We start from the raw sequence: 16804 nt of genomic DNA, 5'->3' as shown, positions 1-16804 counted from the left end.
GTCCCCTCCCTCGCCGGCGGGCCCGCGCCCGGCCAGACGTTCTTCCCCCTCCAGGACGCCACGATCCACTACGCGGGCCAGCCCGTCGCGGTCGTGGTGGCCGACACCTACGAACGCGCCCTCTTCGCCGCCCGCCTCGTCCACGTGCGCTACGAGGAGACCGACGCGATCACCGTCCTCGACCAGGCCCGCGACCGGGCCTACGTTCCCGACTCGGTGTTCGGCGGCTTCATCCCCGGCCGCGTGGCACGCGGGGACGTCGAGGCGGCTCTCGACGGCGCGGACGTCACGATCGACGCGACATACACGATGGCCCCCAACCACCACAACCCCATCGAGACCTCCGCGACCACCGCCTTCTGGGAGGACGGCAGGCTGCTCCTGCACGACGGGACGCAGGGGCCGACCGCGACCCAGCACACGGTCTCCGCGCTGCTCGGCGTCCCGCACGCCGACATCCGCGTCCTCAGCCACTACGTCGGCGGCAGCTTCGGCTCCAAGGCGATGATCTGGCACCACCCGGTGCTGGCCGCGCTCGCCGCCCGCCACACCGGCCGCCCGGTGCGGCTGGCCCTGACGCGCCAGGAGATGTTCACCGCGTGCGGCCACCGCGAGGAGCAGGAGCAGCGGGTCACGCTCGGCGCCACACGCGACGGCACCCTCACGGCGCTCCGGCACCACAAGCTGTCGCTGACCTCGCCCTTCGACGACTGGGCCGAGACCTCGCTCGAAGCCCCGGCCCAGATGTACGCGTGCCCGGCCTACGAGGGCGTCTACCGGCTGGTCCGCGGCAACACCATGACCCCCACGTTCATGCGCTGCCCCGGCGAGGCGACGGGGATGTTCGCGCTGGAGAGCGCCATGGACGAGCTGGCGGCCGGGCTCGGCCTCGACCCGCTCGAACTGCGGCTGCGCAACCACGCGGACCGCGACCCCGCCAGCGGCAAGCCGTGGTCGAGCCACGGCGTGAAGGAGTGCTACGCCGCGGCGGGCGACCGCATCGGCTGGCACCGGCGGGCCGAGGGCCCCGCCCGGGAGGGGGACCTGCTGATCGGCCTGGGCATGGCGTCCTCGGTCTATCCGGTCGTCCCGCCGAGCAACCCGCAACGGGCCAGGGTCCGCGTCTACGCGGACGGCAGCGCCGTCGCGCAGGCCGCCACGTCGGAGTTCGGCACCGGCGCGACCACGGCGATGAGGCAGGTGCTCGCCGACGGGCTCGGCCTTCCGGTCGGCCGGTGCCGTTACGAGTACGGCGACACCGACCTGCCCAACATCGCCGCGGCGGTCGGCTCCACGGGCGCGGCGATGGTGGGCTCCGCGGTGCATCTGGCGGCGGTGGCGCTGCGGGACCAGCTCATCGCCCGCGCCGTCGCCGACGCCCACTCGCCGCTGCACGGGGCCTCGCCCGGCGCGGTGGTGCTCGCGGGCGGGCGGATGGTGCTCGCCGAGGACCACGGGACCGGGGAGAGCTACGCCGACCTGCTGGGCCGGAACATGCAGCCGGACGCGGAGGCGTACGGCTCCTGGGGGCCGCCGGAGGGCGAGCCGCCCGCGGCGATGCTGACGGTGGGCGCCCAGTTCGCCGAGGTGGCGGTGGACCCCGAGCTCGGCCATGTCCGGGTGCGGCGCCTCGCGGGAGCGTTCGCGCCGGGCAGGATCCTCAACGCGAGGACCGCGCGGTCGCAGCTGATGGGCGGGATGATCTGGGGGATGGGCCAGGCGCTGCTGGAGAACACCTTCATGGACCCGGTCGCGGGCCGCTGGGCCAACACCAGCCTGGGCGACTACCTGATCCCGGTCCACGCCGACATCCCCGAGGTGGTGGTCGACCTGATCGAGGTGGAGGACGACCTGGTCAATCCGGTCGGCGTGAAGGGCGTCGGCGAGATCGGCCAGTCGGGGACCGCGGCGGCCATCGCCAACGCGATCCACCACGCGACGGGCCGCCGCATCCGCAAACTCCCCATCACCCGCGAGGATCTCCTCTAGGGTGCGGTCGCCCCCGACTCCGCGGCACCCGCCGGTCGGTGGATCGCGCCGGTCAGGTCGGTGAGGGGGCGGCCGGTGGCGCCGGCGGCGTGCTGGATCAGTTCGGCCGCGATCGAGACGGCCGTCTCGGCGGGTGTCCTGGCCCCCAGGTCCAGCCCGATCGGGGAGACCAGACGGGCGAGTTCCGCCTCGCGCACGCCCGCCGCCCGCAGCCGGGACAGCCGGTCCTCGTGCGTGCGGCGGCTGCCCATCGCGCCGACGTACCCCGCGGGCGACCGCAGCGCCGCCGTCAGCACCGGAACGTCGAACCGCGGATCGTGCGTCAGCACGCACACCGCCGTGCGCCCGTCCAGGTCCCGCTGCGCCGCCAGGTACGTGTGCGGCCAGGCGCGCACCACCTCGTGAGCGCCGGGGAAGCGCGCCCGGGTCGCGAACACCGGCCTCGCATCGCACACCGTCACCCGGAAGCCGAGGAACGCGCCGAGCTCCGCCACCGCCGCCGCGTAGTCCACCGCGCCGAACACCAGCAGGCGGGCCCGGGGCGCGAAGGACCGCACGAACACCGCCACCTCCTCCCGCCCGCACTCGCCGCCGGGCCCGCGGCGCACCACCGCCGTCACCCCTCGCGCCAGCAGGTCCCGCGCCGCGCCGGCCACCGCGAGGTCGAGCCCCGCGTCCCCCAGCGACCCGTCCGCCTCTCCCCCCGGCCGGACCACGCACGGCGCCCCCAGCGGAGCCGGACCCCCGGCCACCGTCGCCAGCACCAGCGGCTCCTCGCGGGCCAGCGCGTCGAGCACCCGGCCCGTCTCCCGTCCCGCGTCCCCCGCGGCGCCCCAGCGCCGCACCACCAGATCGATCGCGCCGCCGCAGGTCAGCCCCGCCTCGAAGCCGTCCTCGTCCCCGAAGCCGTAGCTCAGCGCCGCCGCCGGTCCGCCGGCCAGTACCTCCACCGCCGCCTCGTACACGGCCGCCTCGACGCAGCCGCCCGAGACGCTGCCCACCGCCGTGCCGTCCTCCGACACCGCCATGACCGCCCCCGGCTCGCGCGGGGCGCTCCCCCGCACCGCCACCACCGTCGCCAGCGCGAACGCGACGCCCGCGCCGTGCCACCGCCTCAGCTCGTCCAGGACCTCACGCATGACCGCGATGCTGCCGCACCGCGACGCGACTCGGCCGGATTGACTCAGCCGGATCGAGTGGGCCGGATCGAGTCAGCCGGATCGACGCGTCAGCAGCCAGGGCTCCACGATGCCGAGTCCGCGGACCGGACGCTGGTAGAGCGGCTGCAAGGCGAAACGGTACTGCGCCGCCCTTCCCTCGTCCGTGTCAGCGGCCTTCTCCGACTGCGGCGCGAGCCCCGCGCCCGTCAGCTCGTCCCGCGTCGCGCCGTCCACCAGGACCATGTCCTTGGGAGCTATCGACGTCAGGCGGCTGGCGAGGTTCACCGTGTTGCCGAAGACGTCGCCCATGCGCGTGGTCACCGTGCCGAACGCGATGCCCACCCGCAGCTCCGGCATCATCGGGTCGTCCCCCAGCGTCTCCACGAGCCGCAGCCCGATGTCGGCGGCCGTGCCCGCGTCGTCCGCCGCGAACAGCACCTCGTCGCCCAGCGTCTTGATCAGCCGCCCGCCCTGCGCGGCCACCAGGTCGGCCGCCGTGGTCTCGAACGCCTCGACCAGCTCGCCGAGCTGCTCCTCCTCCAGGCGCCTGGTCAGCCGCGTGAAGCCCACCAGGTCGGCGAAGCCGACGGCGAGCCGGCGGTTGACCATCTCCTCGTCGTCCTGCGTCTGCACCACCCGCCCGGTCGCCGCGGCCAGCTGCCGCCGCCAGACGTAGACGAGGAACTCCTCCAGCTCGGGCAGCAGCAGCTCCACCAGCGGATAGGTGACCTCGGTCCGCGTCATCCCCGGCTCGGGCGGCTCGGTCAGGCCCTCCAGGAACGAGTCGATCTGCCAGTCCGCGAGCCTGGCCGTGGTCTGCCCCGTCGAACGGGCCACCTGGATCGCCATCGACTCGCTCAGCAGCCCCGCCTCGACCATGCCCGCGAGCCGCCGCAGCGCCAGCACGTCCGCCTCGGTCAGCACCCTGGCCTGCCCGATGTCGGGAAAGCCCATGGCCCGCCAGAAGCGCGCGGCCAGGTCCATGGAGACGCCGGCGGCGCGCGCCGCCTGGAACGGGGTGTACTGCCGCTCGGCCCCGAGGATCAGGTGCTCGATCTGGAGCGCGATGTTCTCGGCGCTGTCGGCGTCGTCCACGTGGCCGGGGCCGCCCCCGTCGTCCGCGCCGCCCGTCCGCGCCCGGCCCGGCCGCCCCGTCCGGCCCGTCTGCACCGTCCGGTCGGCATGACCCGTTTGACCGTCCTGTTCCGTATTACCCGCGTCACTCGCGCCGTCGGGGCCGTCGGGGCCGTCGTCCGGAACGCCGACGGTGATGCCGGTGCCGGAGGTGGTCGCGGCGCGGGCGGGGTGGGTGCCGTCGTCCGTGTCGCCGTCCCCGGCGGGCTCCGAGGCCGGGCCGCCAGCCTCAGCCTCGGCCACGGCCACCGCCCGCCGTCAGGGGAGGAATCCCTTCGCTGCGCACTGCCGCCCTACCGTTCCGCTCAGCCGCGCCCATGGCGGGCGCGGTCCTTCCCGCTCGCCGCTCCGCCCACGCCGACCTCGCCGGGGCTTCACACGCACTGGGCCAACCCTACGGCAGGTGTGCCCTGTGTCACGTCGTCCGGAGGTGCACGATGTCCGCCGCCCCCAGGGCGTGGCGCGCGCCGTCCGCGGCCTCGACGATCAGCCGCCCCTCGCCGTCCAGCGCCTCGGCGGTCCCGTTCAGCTCCCCGCCGCCGGGCAGCTCCGCCCGCACCGGGCGGCCCAGGGTGGCGGAGCCCGCCGCGTAGGTCTCCAGCAGGCCGCAGGCCGCCGGGTCGCCGCCCGCCGCGGTCCACCGCGTGTACCACTCGGCCAGCGAACGCAGCACCGCCCGCAGCAGCGGGTCCCGGTCGGTGGAGACCGCCCCGGCCAGCAGCAGCGACCCGGCGTGCGGAACGGGCAGCTCGTCGGCGCGCAGCGAGACGTTGAGCCCGATGCCGAGGACCACGGCGCCGCCCGGCGTGCGCTCGGCGAGGATGCCGCCGAACTTCCGCTCCTCCCCGTCCACGGTCAACAGGAGGTCGTTGGGCCATTTGAGGGCGGTGTCCACCCCGGCCGCGCGGGAGGTGGCCGCGGCGGTGGCGACCCCGGCGAGGAGCGGCAGCCAGCTCAGGCGACCGGCGGGCACCTCGGGCTCCGGCTGGAGCAGCACGGAGAGGAAGAGGCCGGAGCGCGAGGGCGCGGACCACCGGCGGCCGAGCCGCCCGCGCCCGCTGGTCTGCTCCTCGGCGATCAGCACCGAGCCCGCGGCGGCGGTGCCCGCGCGGGCGGCCTCGGCGAGGTCGGCGTTGGTGGAGCCGGTGGACTCCGTGATCTCCAGGTGGGTCCACAGGCCCTCGGGCCGGATCATCGCGGCCCGCAGCGCCCTGGCGTCGAGCGGCGGGCGGTCGAGGTCGGACCAGCGGCTCCGCGGTGAGGTCATGCGGCCAGACTAAGGGTGTGGCCAACGCCGCACCTGCGCCCCGGGCGGGCGCGGTTAGCCTACGTTGCGGTAGCGCCCGAGCCCCGACGACCAGACGACAGACGACCAGGAGCGACCTCACCGTGGCCGAGAACATCCACACCACCGCCGGCAAGATCGCCGATCTGGAGCGCCGGACGGAGGAGGCCACGCACGCCGGGTCGGCTCGGGCGGTCGAGAAGCAGCACGCCAAGGGGAAGCTGACGGCCAGGGAGCGGGTGGGGCTGCTGCTGGACGAGGGGTCGTTCACGGAGCTCGACGAGTTCGCCCGGCACCGGGCGACGGGCTTCGGCATCGCGGGGAACCGGCCCTACGGGGACGGGGTGGTCACCGGGTACGGCACGGTGGACGGCCGCCCGGTCGCGGTGTACTCGCAGGACTTCACGGTGTTCGGCGGCTCGCTGGGCGAGGTCTACGGCGAGAAGATCGTGAAGGTGATGGACTTCGCGCTGAAGACCGGGTGCCCGGTGATCGGGATCAACGACGGCGGCGGGGCGCGCATCCAGGAGGGGGTCGTCGCGCTCGGCCTGTTCGCGGAGATCTTCCGGCGCAACGTCCATCTGTCGGGCGTGGTTCCGCAGATCTCGGTGATCACGGGGCCCTGCGCGGGCGGCGCGGTCTACTCGCCCGCGATCACGGACTTTACGGTCATGGTCGATCAGACCTCCCACATGTTCATCACCGGTCCCGATGTGATCAAGACGGTGACGGGCGAGGACGTCGGCTTCGAGGAGCTGGGCGGGGCACGCACCCACAACACGCTGTCGGGCGTGGCCCATTACATGGCGGGCGACGAGAAGGACGCGTTCGAGTACGTCAGGACGCTGCTGTCGTACCTGCCGTCCAACAACCTGTCGGAGCCGCCCGCCTTCCCGCAGGAGGCGGATCTCGCGGTGTCGACCGAGGACGAGGCGCTCGACGCGCTGGTCCCCGACTCGGCGAACCAGCCGTACGACATGCACGAGGTGATCGAACACGTGCTGGACGACCGGGACTTCCTGGAGACCCAGCCGATGTTCGCGCCGAACATCATCACCGGCTTCGGCCGGGTCGAGGGCTACCCGGTGGGCGTGGTCGCCAACCAGCCGATGCACTTCGCGGGCTGCCTGGACATCAACGCCTCGGAGAAGGCGGCCCGTTTCGTGCGGACCTGCGACGCGTTCAACATCCCGGTGCTGACCTTCGTCGACGTGCCCGGGTTCCTGCCGGGCACCGACCAGGAGTACAACGGGATCATCCGGCGGGGGGCCAAGCTGATCTACGCGTACGCGGAGGCGACGGTGCCGCTCATCACGGTGATCACGCGCAAGGCGTTCGGCGGCGCGTACGACGTGATGGGGTCCAAGCACCTGGGCGCCGACCTCAACCTGGCGTGGCCCACGGCGCAGATCGCGGTGATGGGGGCGCAGGGCGCGGTGAACATCCTGCACCGGCGCACGCTGGCGGCGCTGGAGACGGACGAGGAGCGCGAGGCGGAACGGGCGCGCCTGACGCGGGAGTACGAGGAGGCGCTGCTCAACCCGTTCGCGGCGGCCGAGCGCGGCTATGTGGACGCGGTGATCCCGCCCTCGGCGACCCGGCGCCACGTGGGGCGGGGGCTGCGGGCGCTGCGGACCAAACGGGCCCAGCTGCCGCCGAAGAAGCATGGGAACATCCCCCTCTAGGGAAGGGCATGCCGACCGTGATCCGAGTCCTCAAGGGGAACCCGACGCCTGAGGAGCTGGCCGCCGCGGTGGCGGTGGTGCGGGCGCGCGCGGCGGCGGCTGCCGCCGCGGCCGCTCCGGGCCCCGCGCCCCGCGCCCGCGGCGTCTGGTCCGACCCCGCGCGCACGCTCCCCGGCGCGCCCCCGGCGCCCGGCCCGGACGCCTGGCGCACCAGCTACTGGCCCACCTGACCCGCCGGTGACGCCGGAGGCGTCACCGGAGGAGGAGCACGGCGAGGACCATGGCGGCGGCGACCACCCACCCCAGCCGCCGCAGCATGGCACGGGCGGCCCGCGTCTCCTCGTCGGGGCGCTCCCGCATGTCCGACCACAGCATCCGTCCAGCCTGCCGCGCCGCGCCGCCCGGCGCCTGAGTACGCGTACTCAGATCCGCCCGTCCCCACGGGCGCGGCGAGCCGCCGGGCGCGCCCCCGTTACGCTGGCGCCCATGCACACGCGCCCCTCTTCCGCCGCTCCCGTCAGGCGGCTGGTGCTCGCCTCCCAGTCGCCCGCCAGGCTCGGGCTGTTGCGCGAGGCCGGGCTCGCCCCCGAGGTGATCGTCAGCGGCGTGGACGAGGACGGAGTGCGGGCGGCGGACCCGGCCGAACTGGCGCGGCTGCTGGCCGAGGCCAAGGCGGAGGCCGTCGCCGGGCGACCGGAGGCGGCGGGGGCGCTGGTCGTGGGCTGCGACTCGGTGCTCGAACTCGACGGCCGGGCGTTCGGCAAGCCGGCCGACGCCGAGGAGGCCATCGCCCGCTGGAAGGCCATGCGCGGCCGGTCGGGCGTGCTGCACACCGGGCACTGCGTGATCGACACGGCCGACGGGGCGCGCGCGGCGGACACGGCGTCAACGACCGTCAGGTTCGGCCTGCCGTCCGACGCGGAGATCGCCGCCTACGTCGCCACCGGCGAACCCCTGCGCGTCGCCGGGGCGTTCACCCTCGACGGGCGCTCCGCCCCGTTCGTGGACGGGATCGACGGGAACGCGGGGAACGTCATCGGCCTCTCCCTGCCCCTGCTGCGCGCCCTGCTGGCCCGCGTCGGGACCTCCCTCACCGACCTGTGGGTCTGACGCGTCCCCGCCGCCGGGAACTCCGGGCGGGGGATAGAGCGTCAGCGTCAGCATGATGAGCCCGAAGGCCACCATCAGCGCGAGGAACGCCGGCCAGCCGACCAGGCCGACCGCGAGCGCGCCGAGCACCGCGAACAGCACGGCGGCGCCCGCGAGAACGGACCGGGCGAGGCGGCGCGGCGCGCGGTCCCGCACGGCGGTACGCGCCAGCAGCGCGCCGCACAGCAGCAGGAACGCGGCGAGCAGCCCGCCCGCCGTCCACGCCCCCGCGCTGATCGCCGTCGGCGAGACGCCGCCGATCTCCATCTCCTGCCGGTCGGCGGCCAGTCCGAGGACCAGGTGCGCCAGCCCGAGGACCACCGCGCCGCCGGCCGAGACCACCGCCGCCGCCGCGGCCACCGTTCGTCTTCCCCGATTCACAGCGCGTCCGCCCCGGTTCACGCCGCGCACGCTACTGCTGGGTAGACCCCTCGGCAAGCCCTCGCGCGCCGCCGGTTCGCCGGGCAAAGTTTCCGGGGTCTCTTTGTTGGATCTCCACAAGTCCCCCCAGGCGCTGATGTGCCGGCCCGATGGAGACTCCGCTCGTACTCCCACGTCTAAGGTGGACCTCAGCAAGGCGCGTACCTTGGCACGGCACGGCAGTCGGTCCTTCCTGTGGCAACCCCTCACAGCCCGTGTGGGCAAGGTCACCCCTGTGGGCGACTCGTCGCCGGGTGTCGCCACTACATAAACTCGCCTTGTTCCAAGGAGGGAGCCATCGTGCGCAAGGTGCTCATCGCCAACCGCGGCGAAATCGCCGTTCGGGTCGCCCGAGCGTGCCGGGACGCCGGTATCGCCAGTGTGGCCGTCTACGCCGAGCCGGACCGGGACGCGCTGCACGCGCGGGCCACCGACGAGGCGTTCGCGCTGGGCGGCGACACCCCCGCCACCAGCTACCTGGACTTCGAGAAGGTGCTGAAGGCCGCCGCCGACGCGGGCGCCGACGCGATCCACCCGGGGTACGGATTCCTCTCGGAGAACGCCGACTTCGCGCAGGCGGTCATCGACGCGGGCCTCACCTGGATCGGTCCGCCGCCCGCGGCGATCCGGTCGCTGGGCGACAAGGTCGCGGCCCGGCACATCGCGCAGCGCGCGGGCGCCCCGCTGGTGGCCGGCACCAAGGACCCGGTCGCCGGCTCGGACGAGGTGGTGGTGTTCGCACGGGAGTTCGGCCTTCCGGTGGCCATCAAGGCGGCGTTCGGCGGCGGGGGCCGGGGGCTGAAGGTCGCCCGCACGCTGGAGGAGATCCCCGAGCTGTTCGACTCCGCGGTCCGCGAGGCGCAGGTGTCGTTCGGCCGGGGCGAGTGCTTCGTCGAGCGGTACCTCGACCGGCCCCGGCACGTGGAGACGCAGTGCCTGGCCGACACCCACGGGAACGTGGTGGTGGTCTCCACCCGCGACTGCTCGCTCCAGCGCCGCCACCAGAAGCTGGTCGAGGAGGCCCCCGCGCCGTACCTGAGCGAGGCGCAGAACGCCGAGCTGTACGCCGCGTCGAAGGCCATCCTCAGGGAGGCGGGCTATGTCGGCGCCGGCACCTGCGAGTTCCTGGTGGGGCAGGACGGCACCATCTCCTTCCTGGAGGTCAACACCCGGCTCCAGGTGGAGCACCCGGTGACCGAGGAGATCACCGGTCTCGACCTGGTGCGCGAGCAGCTGCGGATCGCGGAGGGCGAGGCGCTCGGCTACGACGACCCGCCGCGGCGCGGGCACTCGATCGAGTTCCGCATCAACGGCGAGGACCCGGGGCGCAACTTCCTCCCCGCGCCCGGCACGGTCACCACCTTCGCGCCCCCGCTGGGCCCCGGGGTGCGCGTGGACACCGGTGTGGAGTCGGGCTCGGTCATCGGCCCGGCCTGGGACTCGATGCTGGCCAAGCTGATCGTGACCGGGGCCGACCGGAGGCAGGCGCTCGAACGGGCGGCCCGCGCGCTCGCCGAGTTCCGCGTGGAGGGCATGGCGACGGCGCTGCCCTTCCACCGCGCGGTGGTGCGGGACCCGGCGTTCGCGCCGGAGGTCACCGGGCGCGAGGGCGAGCCGTTCACCGTCCACACCCGGTGGATCGAGACCGAGTTCGTCCACGCGATCCCGCCCTTCGACGCCACCGCGAGCGCGGACGGCGACGAGGGCGTCAGCAGGGAAACGGTCGTGGTCGAGGTCGGCGGCAAGCGCCTCGAAGTCTCGCTGCCCGCCACGCTGGCCATGCCGCTGGCCCGCGCGGCGGTCGCCGGCGGGGCGCGTCCCGCCCGGCGCAGGGCCGCCAAGCGCGGTGGCCCCGGCGCCACCGGCGAGGCGCTGGCCTCCCCGATGCAGGGAACGATCGTGAAGGTGGCCGTGGAGGAGGGGCAGCGGGTCGAGGAGGGCGAGCTGGTCATCGTGCTGGAGGCGATGAAGATGGAGCAGCCCATCAACGCCCACCGCTCCGGCACCGTCGTGGGGCTGGCGGCGGACGTCGGCGCCTCGGTCTCCTCCGGCGCCGTCATCTGCGAGATCAAGGACTGAGAAGGAGCGAGCGGGCTTCGAGGTGGGCCGACGGGCCCGGCCGGCCGGGCCCTGTCGCCCGGCCGGTCCCTTTCAGCGGCGGCGGGAGGGGGCCAGGTCGGTGAGACGCTGGCCGAGCGGTCCTCCCGAGCCGAGGCCCGGGTGAACGCCGCCGCGCGGGGCGGGCAGCGGCATGTCCCGGCGTGAGGGATCGCCGCCGCGCTCCCCCCGTTCACCGCGTTCGGCCCGTTCACCGCGATCGCCCCGGTCGGCGCCCGCCTTGCCGCCCGGCGCCGGCACGGCCACGGAGATGCGCACCCCCTGGTCGGCCAGCGCCTCCAACTCGGCGCCCGCCCGCTCGGACTCGGGCGGCGGCTGGTCGGTGACCAGCTGGGTGATCAGATCGGTGGGCACCGTCTGGAAGGCCGTCTCGGCGCCCAGCTTGCTGTGGTCGGCCAGGACCACCACTTCCGCGGCGGCCCTGACCAGGGCCCGGTCCACGCTCGCGGCGAGCATGTTGGACGTGGACAGGCCGCGGTCCGCGGTCAGCCCCGAGCCCGACAGGAAGGCCCGGCTGACCCGGAGCCCGAGCAGCGACTGCTCGGCACCGCTGCCCACCAGCGCGTAGTTGGAGCCGCGTAGGGTGCCTCCCGTCATCACCACCTCCACCCGGTTGGCGTGCGCGAGCGCCTGGGCCACCAGCAGGGAGTTGGTGACCACCGTGAGCCCCGGCACCCGTGCCAGCCGGCGGGCCAGCTCCTGGGTCGTGGTGCCGGCGCCGACCACGATGGCCTCGCCCTCCCGGACCAGCCCTGCCGCGTACTCCGCGATGGCGGTCTTCTCCGCCGTCGCGGCCATGGCGCGTTGAGGAAAACCCGACTCCCGGGTGAAGCCACCCGGGAGGACCGCACCACCGTGTCTGCGGTCCACCAGTCCTTCTGCCTCCAAGGCGCGGACATCGCGCCGCACGGTCACTTCCGAGGTCTGGACAACGCGGGCGAGCTCCCGGAGCGACACGGCTCCGTTGGCTCGCACCATTTCGAGAATCATCTGACGACGTTCTGCAGCGAACACGGAACCGACAGTAACCCCAACGACCATCTTGTTTCAGCCGGTTGCGGGGAATTACCGAAGTTGACTATGCGTACGCCCCCGGCGTGTTATATGCCACGGGCGCATTCGCGCGATACCCGCGCTGACCAGTGCCTACTGTTCGCCGTCGCCACGGTGGGTATGGAGCTGCCTCGCCGCCTCGGCGATCGAGCCCGACAGAGACGGGTACACGGTGAACGCCTTTGCGATCTGTTCAACAGTCAGACTGTTGTCGACCGCGATCGATATCGGGTGGATGAGCTCGCTGGCCCGGGGGGACACGACCACGCCTCCGACCACGATGCCGGTGCCCGGCCTGGCGAAGAGCTTCACGAACCCGTCCCGCACGCCCTGCATCTTGGCCCTCGGGTTGCGCAGGAGCGGCAGCTTCACCACCCGCGCGACGATGCGGCCCTCGTCCACGTCCTCCTGGGTGTAGCCGACGGTGGCGATCTCGGGGTCGGTGAAGATGTTCCCCGAGACGGTGTTGAGGTCGAGGGGCGCCACCGCGTCGCCGAGGAAGTGGTACATCGCGATGCGCCCCTGCATCGCGGCCACCGAGGCCAGCGCCAGCACGCCCGTGCAGTCGCCCGCCGCGTACACCCCGGGCGCCGTGGTGCGGGAGACCTTGTCCGTCCAGATGTGCCCGGAGTCCCGGAGCTTGACCCCGGCCTCCTCCAGGCCCATGTCCGCCGTGTTCGGCACGGCGCCGACCGCCATCAGGCAGTGCGTGCCCGAGATGACGCGGCCGTCGGCCAGCGTGATCTCCACCCTGTCGCCCGCCCGTTTGACGGAGGCGGCCCGGGAGCGGGCCAACACGTTCATCCCCCGGCGGCGGAAGACGTCCTCCAGCACGGCCGCCGCGTCCGGGTCCTCGCCCGGCAGCACCCGGTCCCGCGAGGACACCAGCGTCACCCGCGACCCGAGCGCCTGGTACGCCCCGGCGAACTCGGCACCCGTCACGCCCGAGCCCACCACGACCAGCTCCTCGGGCAGCTCGTGCAGGTCGTACACCTGGGTCCAGGTCAGGATCCGCTCGCCGTCGGGCCTGGCGTCGGGCAGCTCACGGGGCTGGCCGCCGGTGGCGATCAGCACGCAGTCCGCCTCCAGGTCGAGGACCTCGTCCCTCTCGTCGGTCACCTCGACCCGGCGCGTGCCCGTCGGCCCCTGATGGGGCGCCAGGCGCCCGCGCCCGCGCAGCACCCGCACGCCGGCGCGCGTGACGGAGGCGGTGACGTCGTGCGACTGCGCGAGCGCGAGCCGCTTCACCCGGCGGTTGACCTTGCCCAGGTCCACGCCGATGCCGCGCACCTCGTCGCCGATCCCGTCGCCGTCGTGGTCGATCTCGATCCCCAGCTCCTCGTGCGAGGAGTCGAAGCCCGTCATCACCTCCGCGGTGGCGATGAGCGTCTTGGAGGGGACGCAGTCGGTGAGCACCGAGGCGCCACCGAGACCGTCGCGATCGACGATGGTCACCTCCGCACCGAGCTGCGCCGCCACCAGCGCAGCCTCGTAGCCGCCGGGTCCGCCGCCGATAATCACGATCCGAGTCACCTGTCCAGTGTCTCGTATCACACGCCCGTTCTCCGCCCGGCCCCCGGCGGGCCGAATTCCGATACCACCCTTGCCACTCCCGTACGCTCAGTGCCATGTCGCTCTACGCCGCCTATGCCGGAAACCTCGATCCGCGGCTGATGGCCCGTCGCGCCCCGCACTCGCCCCTGCGCGGCACCGGCTGGATCACCGGGTGGCGGCTCACGTTCGGCGGCGAGGAGATGGGGTGGGAGGGCGCCCTGGCCTCCGTGGTGGAGTGCGCCACGCCCCCGCCCTCCGAGGTGTTCGTGGCGCTCTACGACGTCGCGCCGATGGACGAGGACGCTCTGGACCGCTGGGAGGGCGTCGGCCTCGACATCTACCGCCGCACCCGGGTGCGGGTGCACACGCTCGACGGCTCGGTCCCGGCGTGGCTCTATGTCCTCAACGCCTACGAGGGCGGCCTCCCCTCGGCGCGCTACCTCGGCGAGATCGCCGACGCGGCCGAGGCGGCGGGCGCCCCGCACGACTACGTGATGGAGCTGCGCAAGCGCCCCTGTTGAGGCCGGCCCCCTCGCGGGCCTCCTCCCACGTCATCCACCGGCGCCTTCGCCGCCGGCATGTGCCGGGGGCCGTCTACGCGCGTAGGCCGTGACCCGTTAGGCTCAGCGCGTGAACGCATCAGAAATCGAGGACTCGGCGGACGCGGCAGCCGCACGTGTCCGTGAGCTGACCGGCGTGGACAGCCACGATGTCGCGCTGGTGATGGGCTCGGGGTGGGTCCCCGCCGCGGACGCGCTGGGCACGCCGATCCGGGAGTTCGACGTCACCGAGTTGCCCGGCTTTCCGCCCCCGACCGTCGAGGGGCACGCCGGGAAGGTCCGCTCCCACCGGGTGGGGGAGAGGAACGCGCTCGTCTTCCTCGGCCGCACGCACTACTACGAGGGCCGCGGCGTCGCGGCCGTGGCACACGGCGTCAGGACCGCCGTGGCCGCGGGCTGCAAGACGGTGGTCCTGACCAACGGCTGCGGCGGGTTGCGCGAGGGCATGCGCCCCGGCCAGCCGGTCCTGATCAGCGACCACATCAACCTGACGGCCGCCTCCCCCATCGCCGGGGCCAACTTCGTCGACCTCACCGACCTCTACTCGCCGCGCCTGCGCGCGCTGTGCAAGGAGGTCGACCCCTCGCTGGAGGAGGGTGTGTATGTGCAGTTTCCGGGGCCGCACTACGAGACACCCGCCGAGATCCGCATGGTGCGGGCGATCGGCGGGGACCTGGTCGGCATGTCCACCGTGCTGGAGGCGATCGCCGCGCGCGAGGCGGGCGCCGAGGTGCTCGGGATCTCGCTGGTGACCAACCTCGCCGCCGGGCTCACGGGCGAGCCGCTCAGCCACGAGGAGGTGCTCCGCGCGGGCCGCGACTCCGCCACCCGCATGGGCGCCCTGCTGTCCCAGGTGCTCCACCGCATCTGACACCTTGTCCGTGGCGCGGCACCGCGTGCGGCGCGACCGCCCGCGGCCGGACCGCGTACGGGTGCAGGGAACGGCAGAGGAACGGGAGAACGGATCGGCGATGGGCAACGACCTGACCGCACGCGCGCGCGCCTGGCTGGCGGAGGATCCCGACCCGGAGACCCGCGAGGAGCTGACCCGGCTCGTCGAGGCGGGCCCGGCCGCCCGGGAGGAGCTGGCCGCCCGCTTCTCCGGCACCCTCCAGTTCGGCACGGCCGGGCTCCGCGGCGAGATGGGCGCGGGCCCGATGCGGATGAACCGCGCGGTGGTGATCCGCGCCGCGGCCGGGCTCGCGGCCCATCTGAAGGAGACGGCGCCGCGTTCACCCGACGGGGGACCGGGTCTCGTGGTCGTCGGCTACGACGCGCGCCACCGCAGCGCCGACTTCGCCCGGGACACCGCCGCCGTGGTGACCGGCGCGGGGTTGCGCGCCGCGCTGCTGCCGCGCCCCCTGCCCACGCCCGTGCTGGCCTTCGCCATCCGCCACCTGGGCGCGGTGGCCGGGGTCGCGGTCACCGCGAGCCACAACCCGCCGCGGGACAACGGGTACAAGGTCTATCTGGGTGACGGCTCCCAGATCGTGCCCCCGGCGGACGCGGAGATCGCCGCCCGCATCGACGCGGTGGGGCCGCTGTCCGGGGTCGCGCGCCCGGAGGACGTGGGGGAGGCGCTGGGCGAGGAGGTCGTGGAGGCGTATCTGGCCAGGTCGGGGGCCGCGCTGACCGCGGGCACGCCCCGTTCCCTCTCCGTCGTCTACACGCCGCTGCACGGGGTGGGCGCCGGGGTGCTGGGCGAGGCGTTCGCCAGGGCGGGCTTCGCGCGGCCGATCGAGGTCGCGGAACAGGCGGCACCCGACCCGGACTTCCCGACCGTCGCCTTCCCCAACCCGGAGGAGCCCGGCGCGATGGACCGCGCGTTCGCCACGGCGCGCGCCGCCCGGCCCGACCTGGTCCTCGCCAACGACCCGGACGCCGACCGGTGCGCCATGGGCGTTCCGGATCCGGAGGCCGCGAGTGGCTGGCGGATGCTGCGGGGCGACGAGCTGGGCGCGTTGCTCGCGACGCACCTGGTGCGGAAGGGGGCGCGCGGAACGTTCGCGGCGTCGATCGTCTCGTCCTCGCTCGCGGGCCGGATCGCGGAGGCCGCGGGGCTGCCGTTCGCCGAGACGCTGACCGGCTTCAAGTGGCTGGCGCGCGTGCCCGGTCTGGCCTTCGCCTACGAGGAGGCGCTCGGGTACTGCGTCGATCCGGAGGGGGTCCGCGACAAGGACGGGATCACCGCCGCGCTGAGCGTGGCGGAGCTGGTCGCCGGGCTGAAGGCGGAGGGGCGCACGCCCCAGGATCTTCTGGACGACATCGCGCTGGCGCACGGGCTGCACGCCACCGACCAGCTGTCGGTGCGGGTGACGGACCTGGCGCTGATCCGCAAGGCGATGCGGGGGCTGCGCGAGGCGCCGCCGGAGTCGCTCGGCGGGCTCGCCGTCACGTCGGCCGAGGACCTGGCCGAGGGCGTGGGCGGGCTGCCGCCGACGGACGGCCTCCGCTACCGGCTCGGTGGCGCGGGCGAGGTGTCCTCGGCCCGGGTGATCGTGCGCCCGAGCGGCACGGAGCCGAAGCTCAAGTGCTATGTGGAGGTGGTCGTTCCGGTGGCCGATCGCGCCGCGCTGCCCGCCGCCCGCGCCGCGGCCGGCGGGGCGCTGGCCCGTGTGACGTCCGGCCTGGGGGCCCTGGTCCACGCCTCGTAGGGCTGCTCGGCGCTGCTCAGCGCTTGTCTCTTATTCACATTTC

14 protein-coding genes are annotated in these 16804 nt (G+C 74.1%); 8 read left to right on the top strand and 6 right to left on the bottom strand.

The window, feature by feature from the left end; translation table 11 throughout:
• Nucleotides 1-1989: xanthine dehydrogenase family protein molybdopterin-binding subunit (locus tag ADY01_RS19565; protein ID WP_049575041.1), on the top strand; the 1989-nt coding region annotated here is incomplete at its 5' end.
• Here the strand turns inward: ADY01_RS19565 and ADY01_RS19560 are convergent.
• The 3 genes from ADY01_RS19560 to ADY01_RS19550 all read right to left on the bottom strand — a co-directional run bounded on the left by ADY01_RS19560 (nucleotide 1986) and on the right by ADY01_RS19550 (nucleotide 5550).
• On the bottom strand, nucleotides 1986-3128 hold the full coding sequence (locus ADY01_RS19560; protein WP_049575038.1) for an XdhC family protein: 1143 nt from the start codon (nucleotides 3126-3128) through the stop codon (nucleotides 1986-1988). The genes ADY01_RS19565 and ADY01_RS19560 overlap by 4 nt on opposite strands.
• A 72-nt stretch (nucleotides 3129-3200) precedes the next feature.
• Nucleotides 3201-4526, bottom strand: coding sequence for an adenylate/guanylate cyclase domain-containing protein (locus tag ADY01_RS19555; RefSeq protein WP_234320314.1), 1326 nt, complete (start codon nucleotides 4524-4526; stop codon nucleotides 3201-3203).
• A 172-nt stretch (nucleotides 4527-4698) separates the two neighbouring features.
• Nucleotides 4699-5550 (bottom strand): biotin--[acetyl-CoA-carboxylase] ligase, encoded by an 852-nt coding sequence (locus tag ADY01_RS19550; RefSeq protein ID WP_049575037.1) that lies wholly within the window; start codon nucleotides 5548-5550, stop codon nucleotides 4699-4701.
• A gap of 122 nt (nucleotides 5551-5672) precedes the next feature.
• Here ADY01_RS19550 and ADY01_RS19545 point away from each other — a divergent pair, with 122 nt between their 5' ends.
• A complete protein-coding gene (locus ADY01_RS19545; protein WP_049575034.1) occupies nucleotides 5673-7253 on the top strand; it encodes an acyl-CoA carboxylase subunit beta in 1581 nt (526 codons plus the stop codon).
• A gap of 17 nt (nucleotides 7254-7270) precedes the next feature.
• Nucleotides 7271-7483, top strand: coding sequence for an acyl-CoA carboxylase epsilon subunit (locus ADY01_RS19540; RefSeq protein WP_049575043.1), 213 nt, complete (start codon nucleotides 7271-7273; stop codon nucleotides 7481-7483).
• Between the two features lie 22 nt (nucleotides 7484-7505).
• On the opposite strand, the gene mmpB is transcribed toward ADY01_RS19540, so the two are convergent.
• Nucleotides 7506-7628 carry a morphogenic membrane protein MmpB gene (mmpB, locus tag ADY01_RS41320; protein ID WP_267888452.1) on the bottom strand — a complete coding sequence of 41 codons (123 nt, stop codon included), beginning with the start codon at nucleotides 7626-7628 and terminating at the stop codon, nucleotides 7506-7508.
• A gap of 111 nt (nucleotides 7629-7739) precedes the next feature.
• Between mmpB and ADY01_RS19535 the strand changes: the two genes are divergently transcribed.
• The gene (locus tag ADY01_RS19535; RefSeq protein ID WP_049575032.1) at nucleotides 7740-8363 is read left to right on the top strand and encodes a Maf family protein; all 624 of its coding nucleotides are present in this window, start codon (nucleotides 7740-7742) and stop codon (nucleotides 8361-8363) included.
• 759 nt (nucleotides 8364-9122) lie between these two features.
• Complete coding sequence (locus ADY01_RS19530; protein WP_049575029.1) at nucleotides 9123-10901, top strand: acetyl/propionyl/methylcrotonyl-CoA carboxylase subunit alpha; 1779 nt, start codon at nucleotides 9123-9125, stop codon at nucleotides 10899-10901.
• Between the two features lie 72 nt (nucleotides 10902-10973).
• Here ADY01_RS19530 and ADY01_RS19525 read toward each other — a convergent pair whose 3' ends face one another.
• Entirely contained in the window at nucleotides 10974-11918 is a 945-nt protein-coding gene (locus ADY01_RS19525) for a DeoR/GlpR family DNA-binding transcription regulator (RefSeq protein ID WP_049575027.1), read from the bottom strand.
• A 168-nt stretch (nucleotides 11919-12086) separates the two neighbouring features.
• Nucleotides 12087-13526 carry an NAD(P)H-quinone dehydrogenase gene (locus tag ADY01_RS19520; protein WP_049575025.1) on the bottom strand — a complete coding sequence of 480 codons (1440 nt, stop codon included), beginning with the start codon at nucleotides 13524-13526 and terminating at the stop codon, nucleotides 12087-12089.
• 95 nt (nucleotides 13527-13621) lie between these two features.
• On the opposite strand from ADY01_RS19520, the gene ADY01_RS19515 reads away from it, so the two are divergent.
• From ADY01_RS19515 to ADY01_RS19505, 3 genes are all read left to right on the top strand, one after another.
• Nucleotides 13622-14068, top strand: coding sequence for a gamma-glutamylcyclotransferase (locus tag ADY01_RS19515; protein WP_049575021.1), 447 nt, complete (start codon nucleotides 13622-13624; stop codon nucleotides 14066-14068).
• A 109-nt stretch (nucleotides 14069-14177) separates the two neighbouring features.
• Nucleotides 14178-14978 (top strand): purine-nucleoside phosphorylase, encoded by an 801-nt coding sequence (locus tag ADY01_RS19510; RefSeq protein WP_049575018.1) that lies wholly within the window; start codon nucleotides 14178-14180, stop codon nucleotides 14976-14978.
• 100 nt (nucleotides 14979-15078) lie between these two features.
• Nucleotides 15079-16761 (top strand): phospho-sugar mutase, encoded by a 1683-nt coding sequence (locus ADY01_RS19505; RefSeq protein ID WP_049575015.1) that lies wholly within the window; start codon nucleotides 15079-15081, stop codon nucleotides 16759-16761.
• The last annotated feature ends 43 nt before the right edge of the window (nucleotides 16762-16804 follow it).

The sequence above is a fragment of the Streptomyces sp. SBT349 genome, assembly GCF_001083795.1.
Classification (GTDB): Bacteria; Actinomycetota; Actinomycetes; order Streptomycetales; family Streptomycetaceae; genus Streptomyces.
The sequence above is the reverse complement of the archived record's forward strand: the minus strand, read 5'-3'. Positions and strand labels throughout refer to the sequence as shown.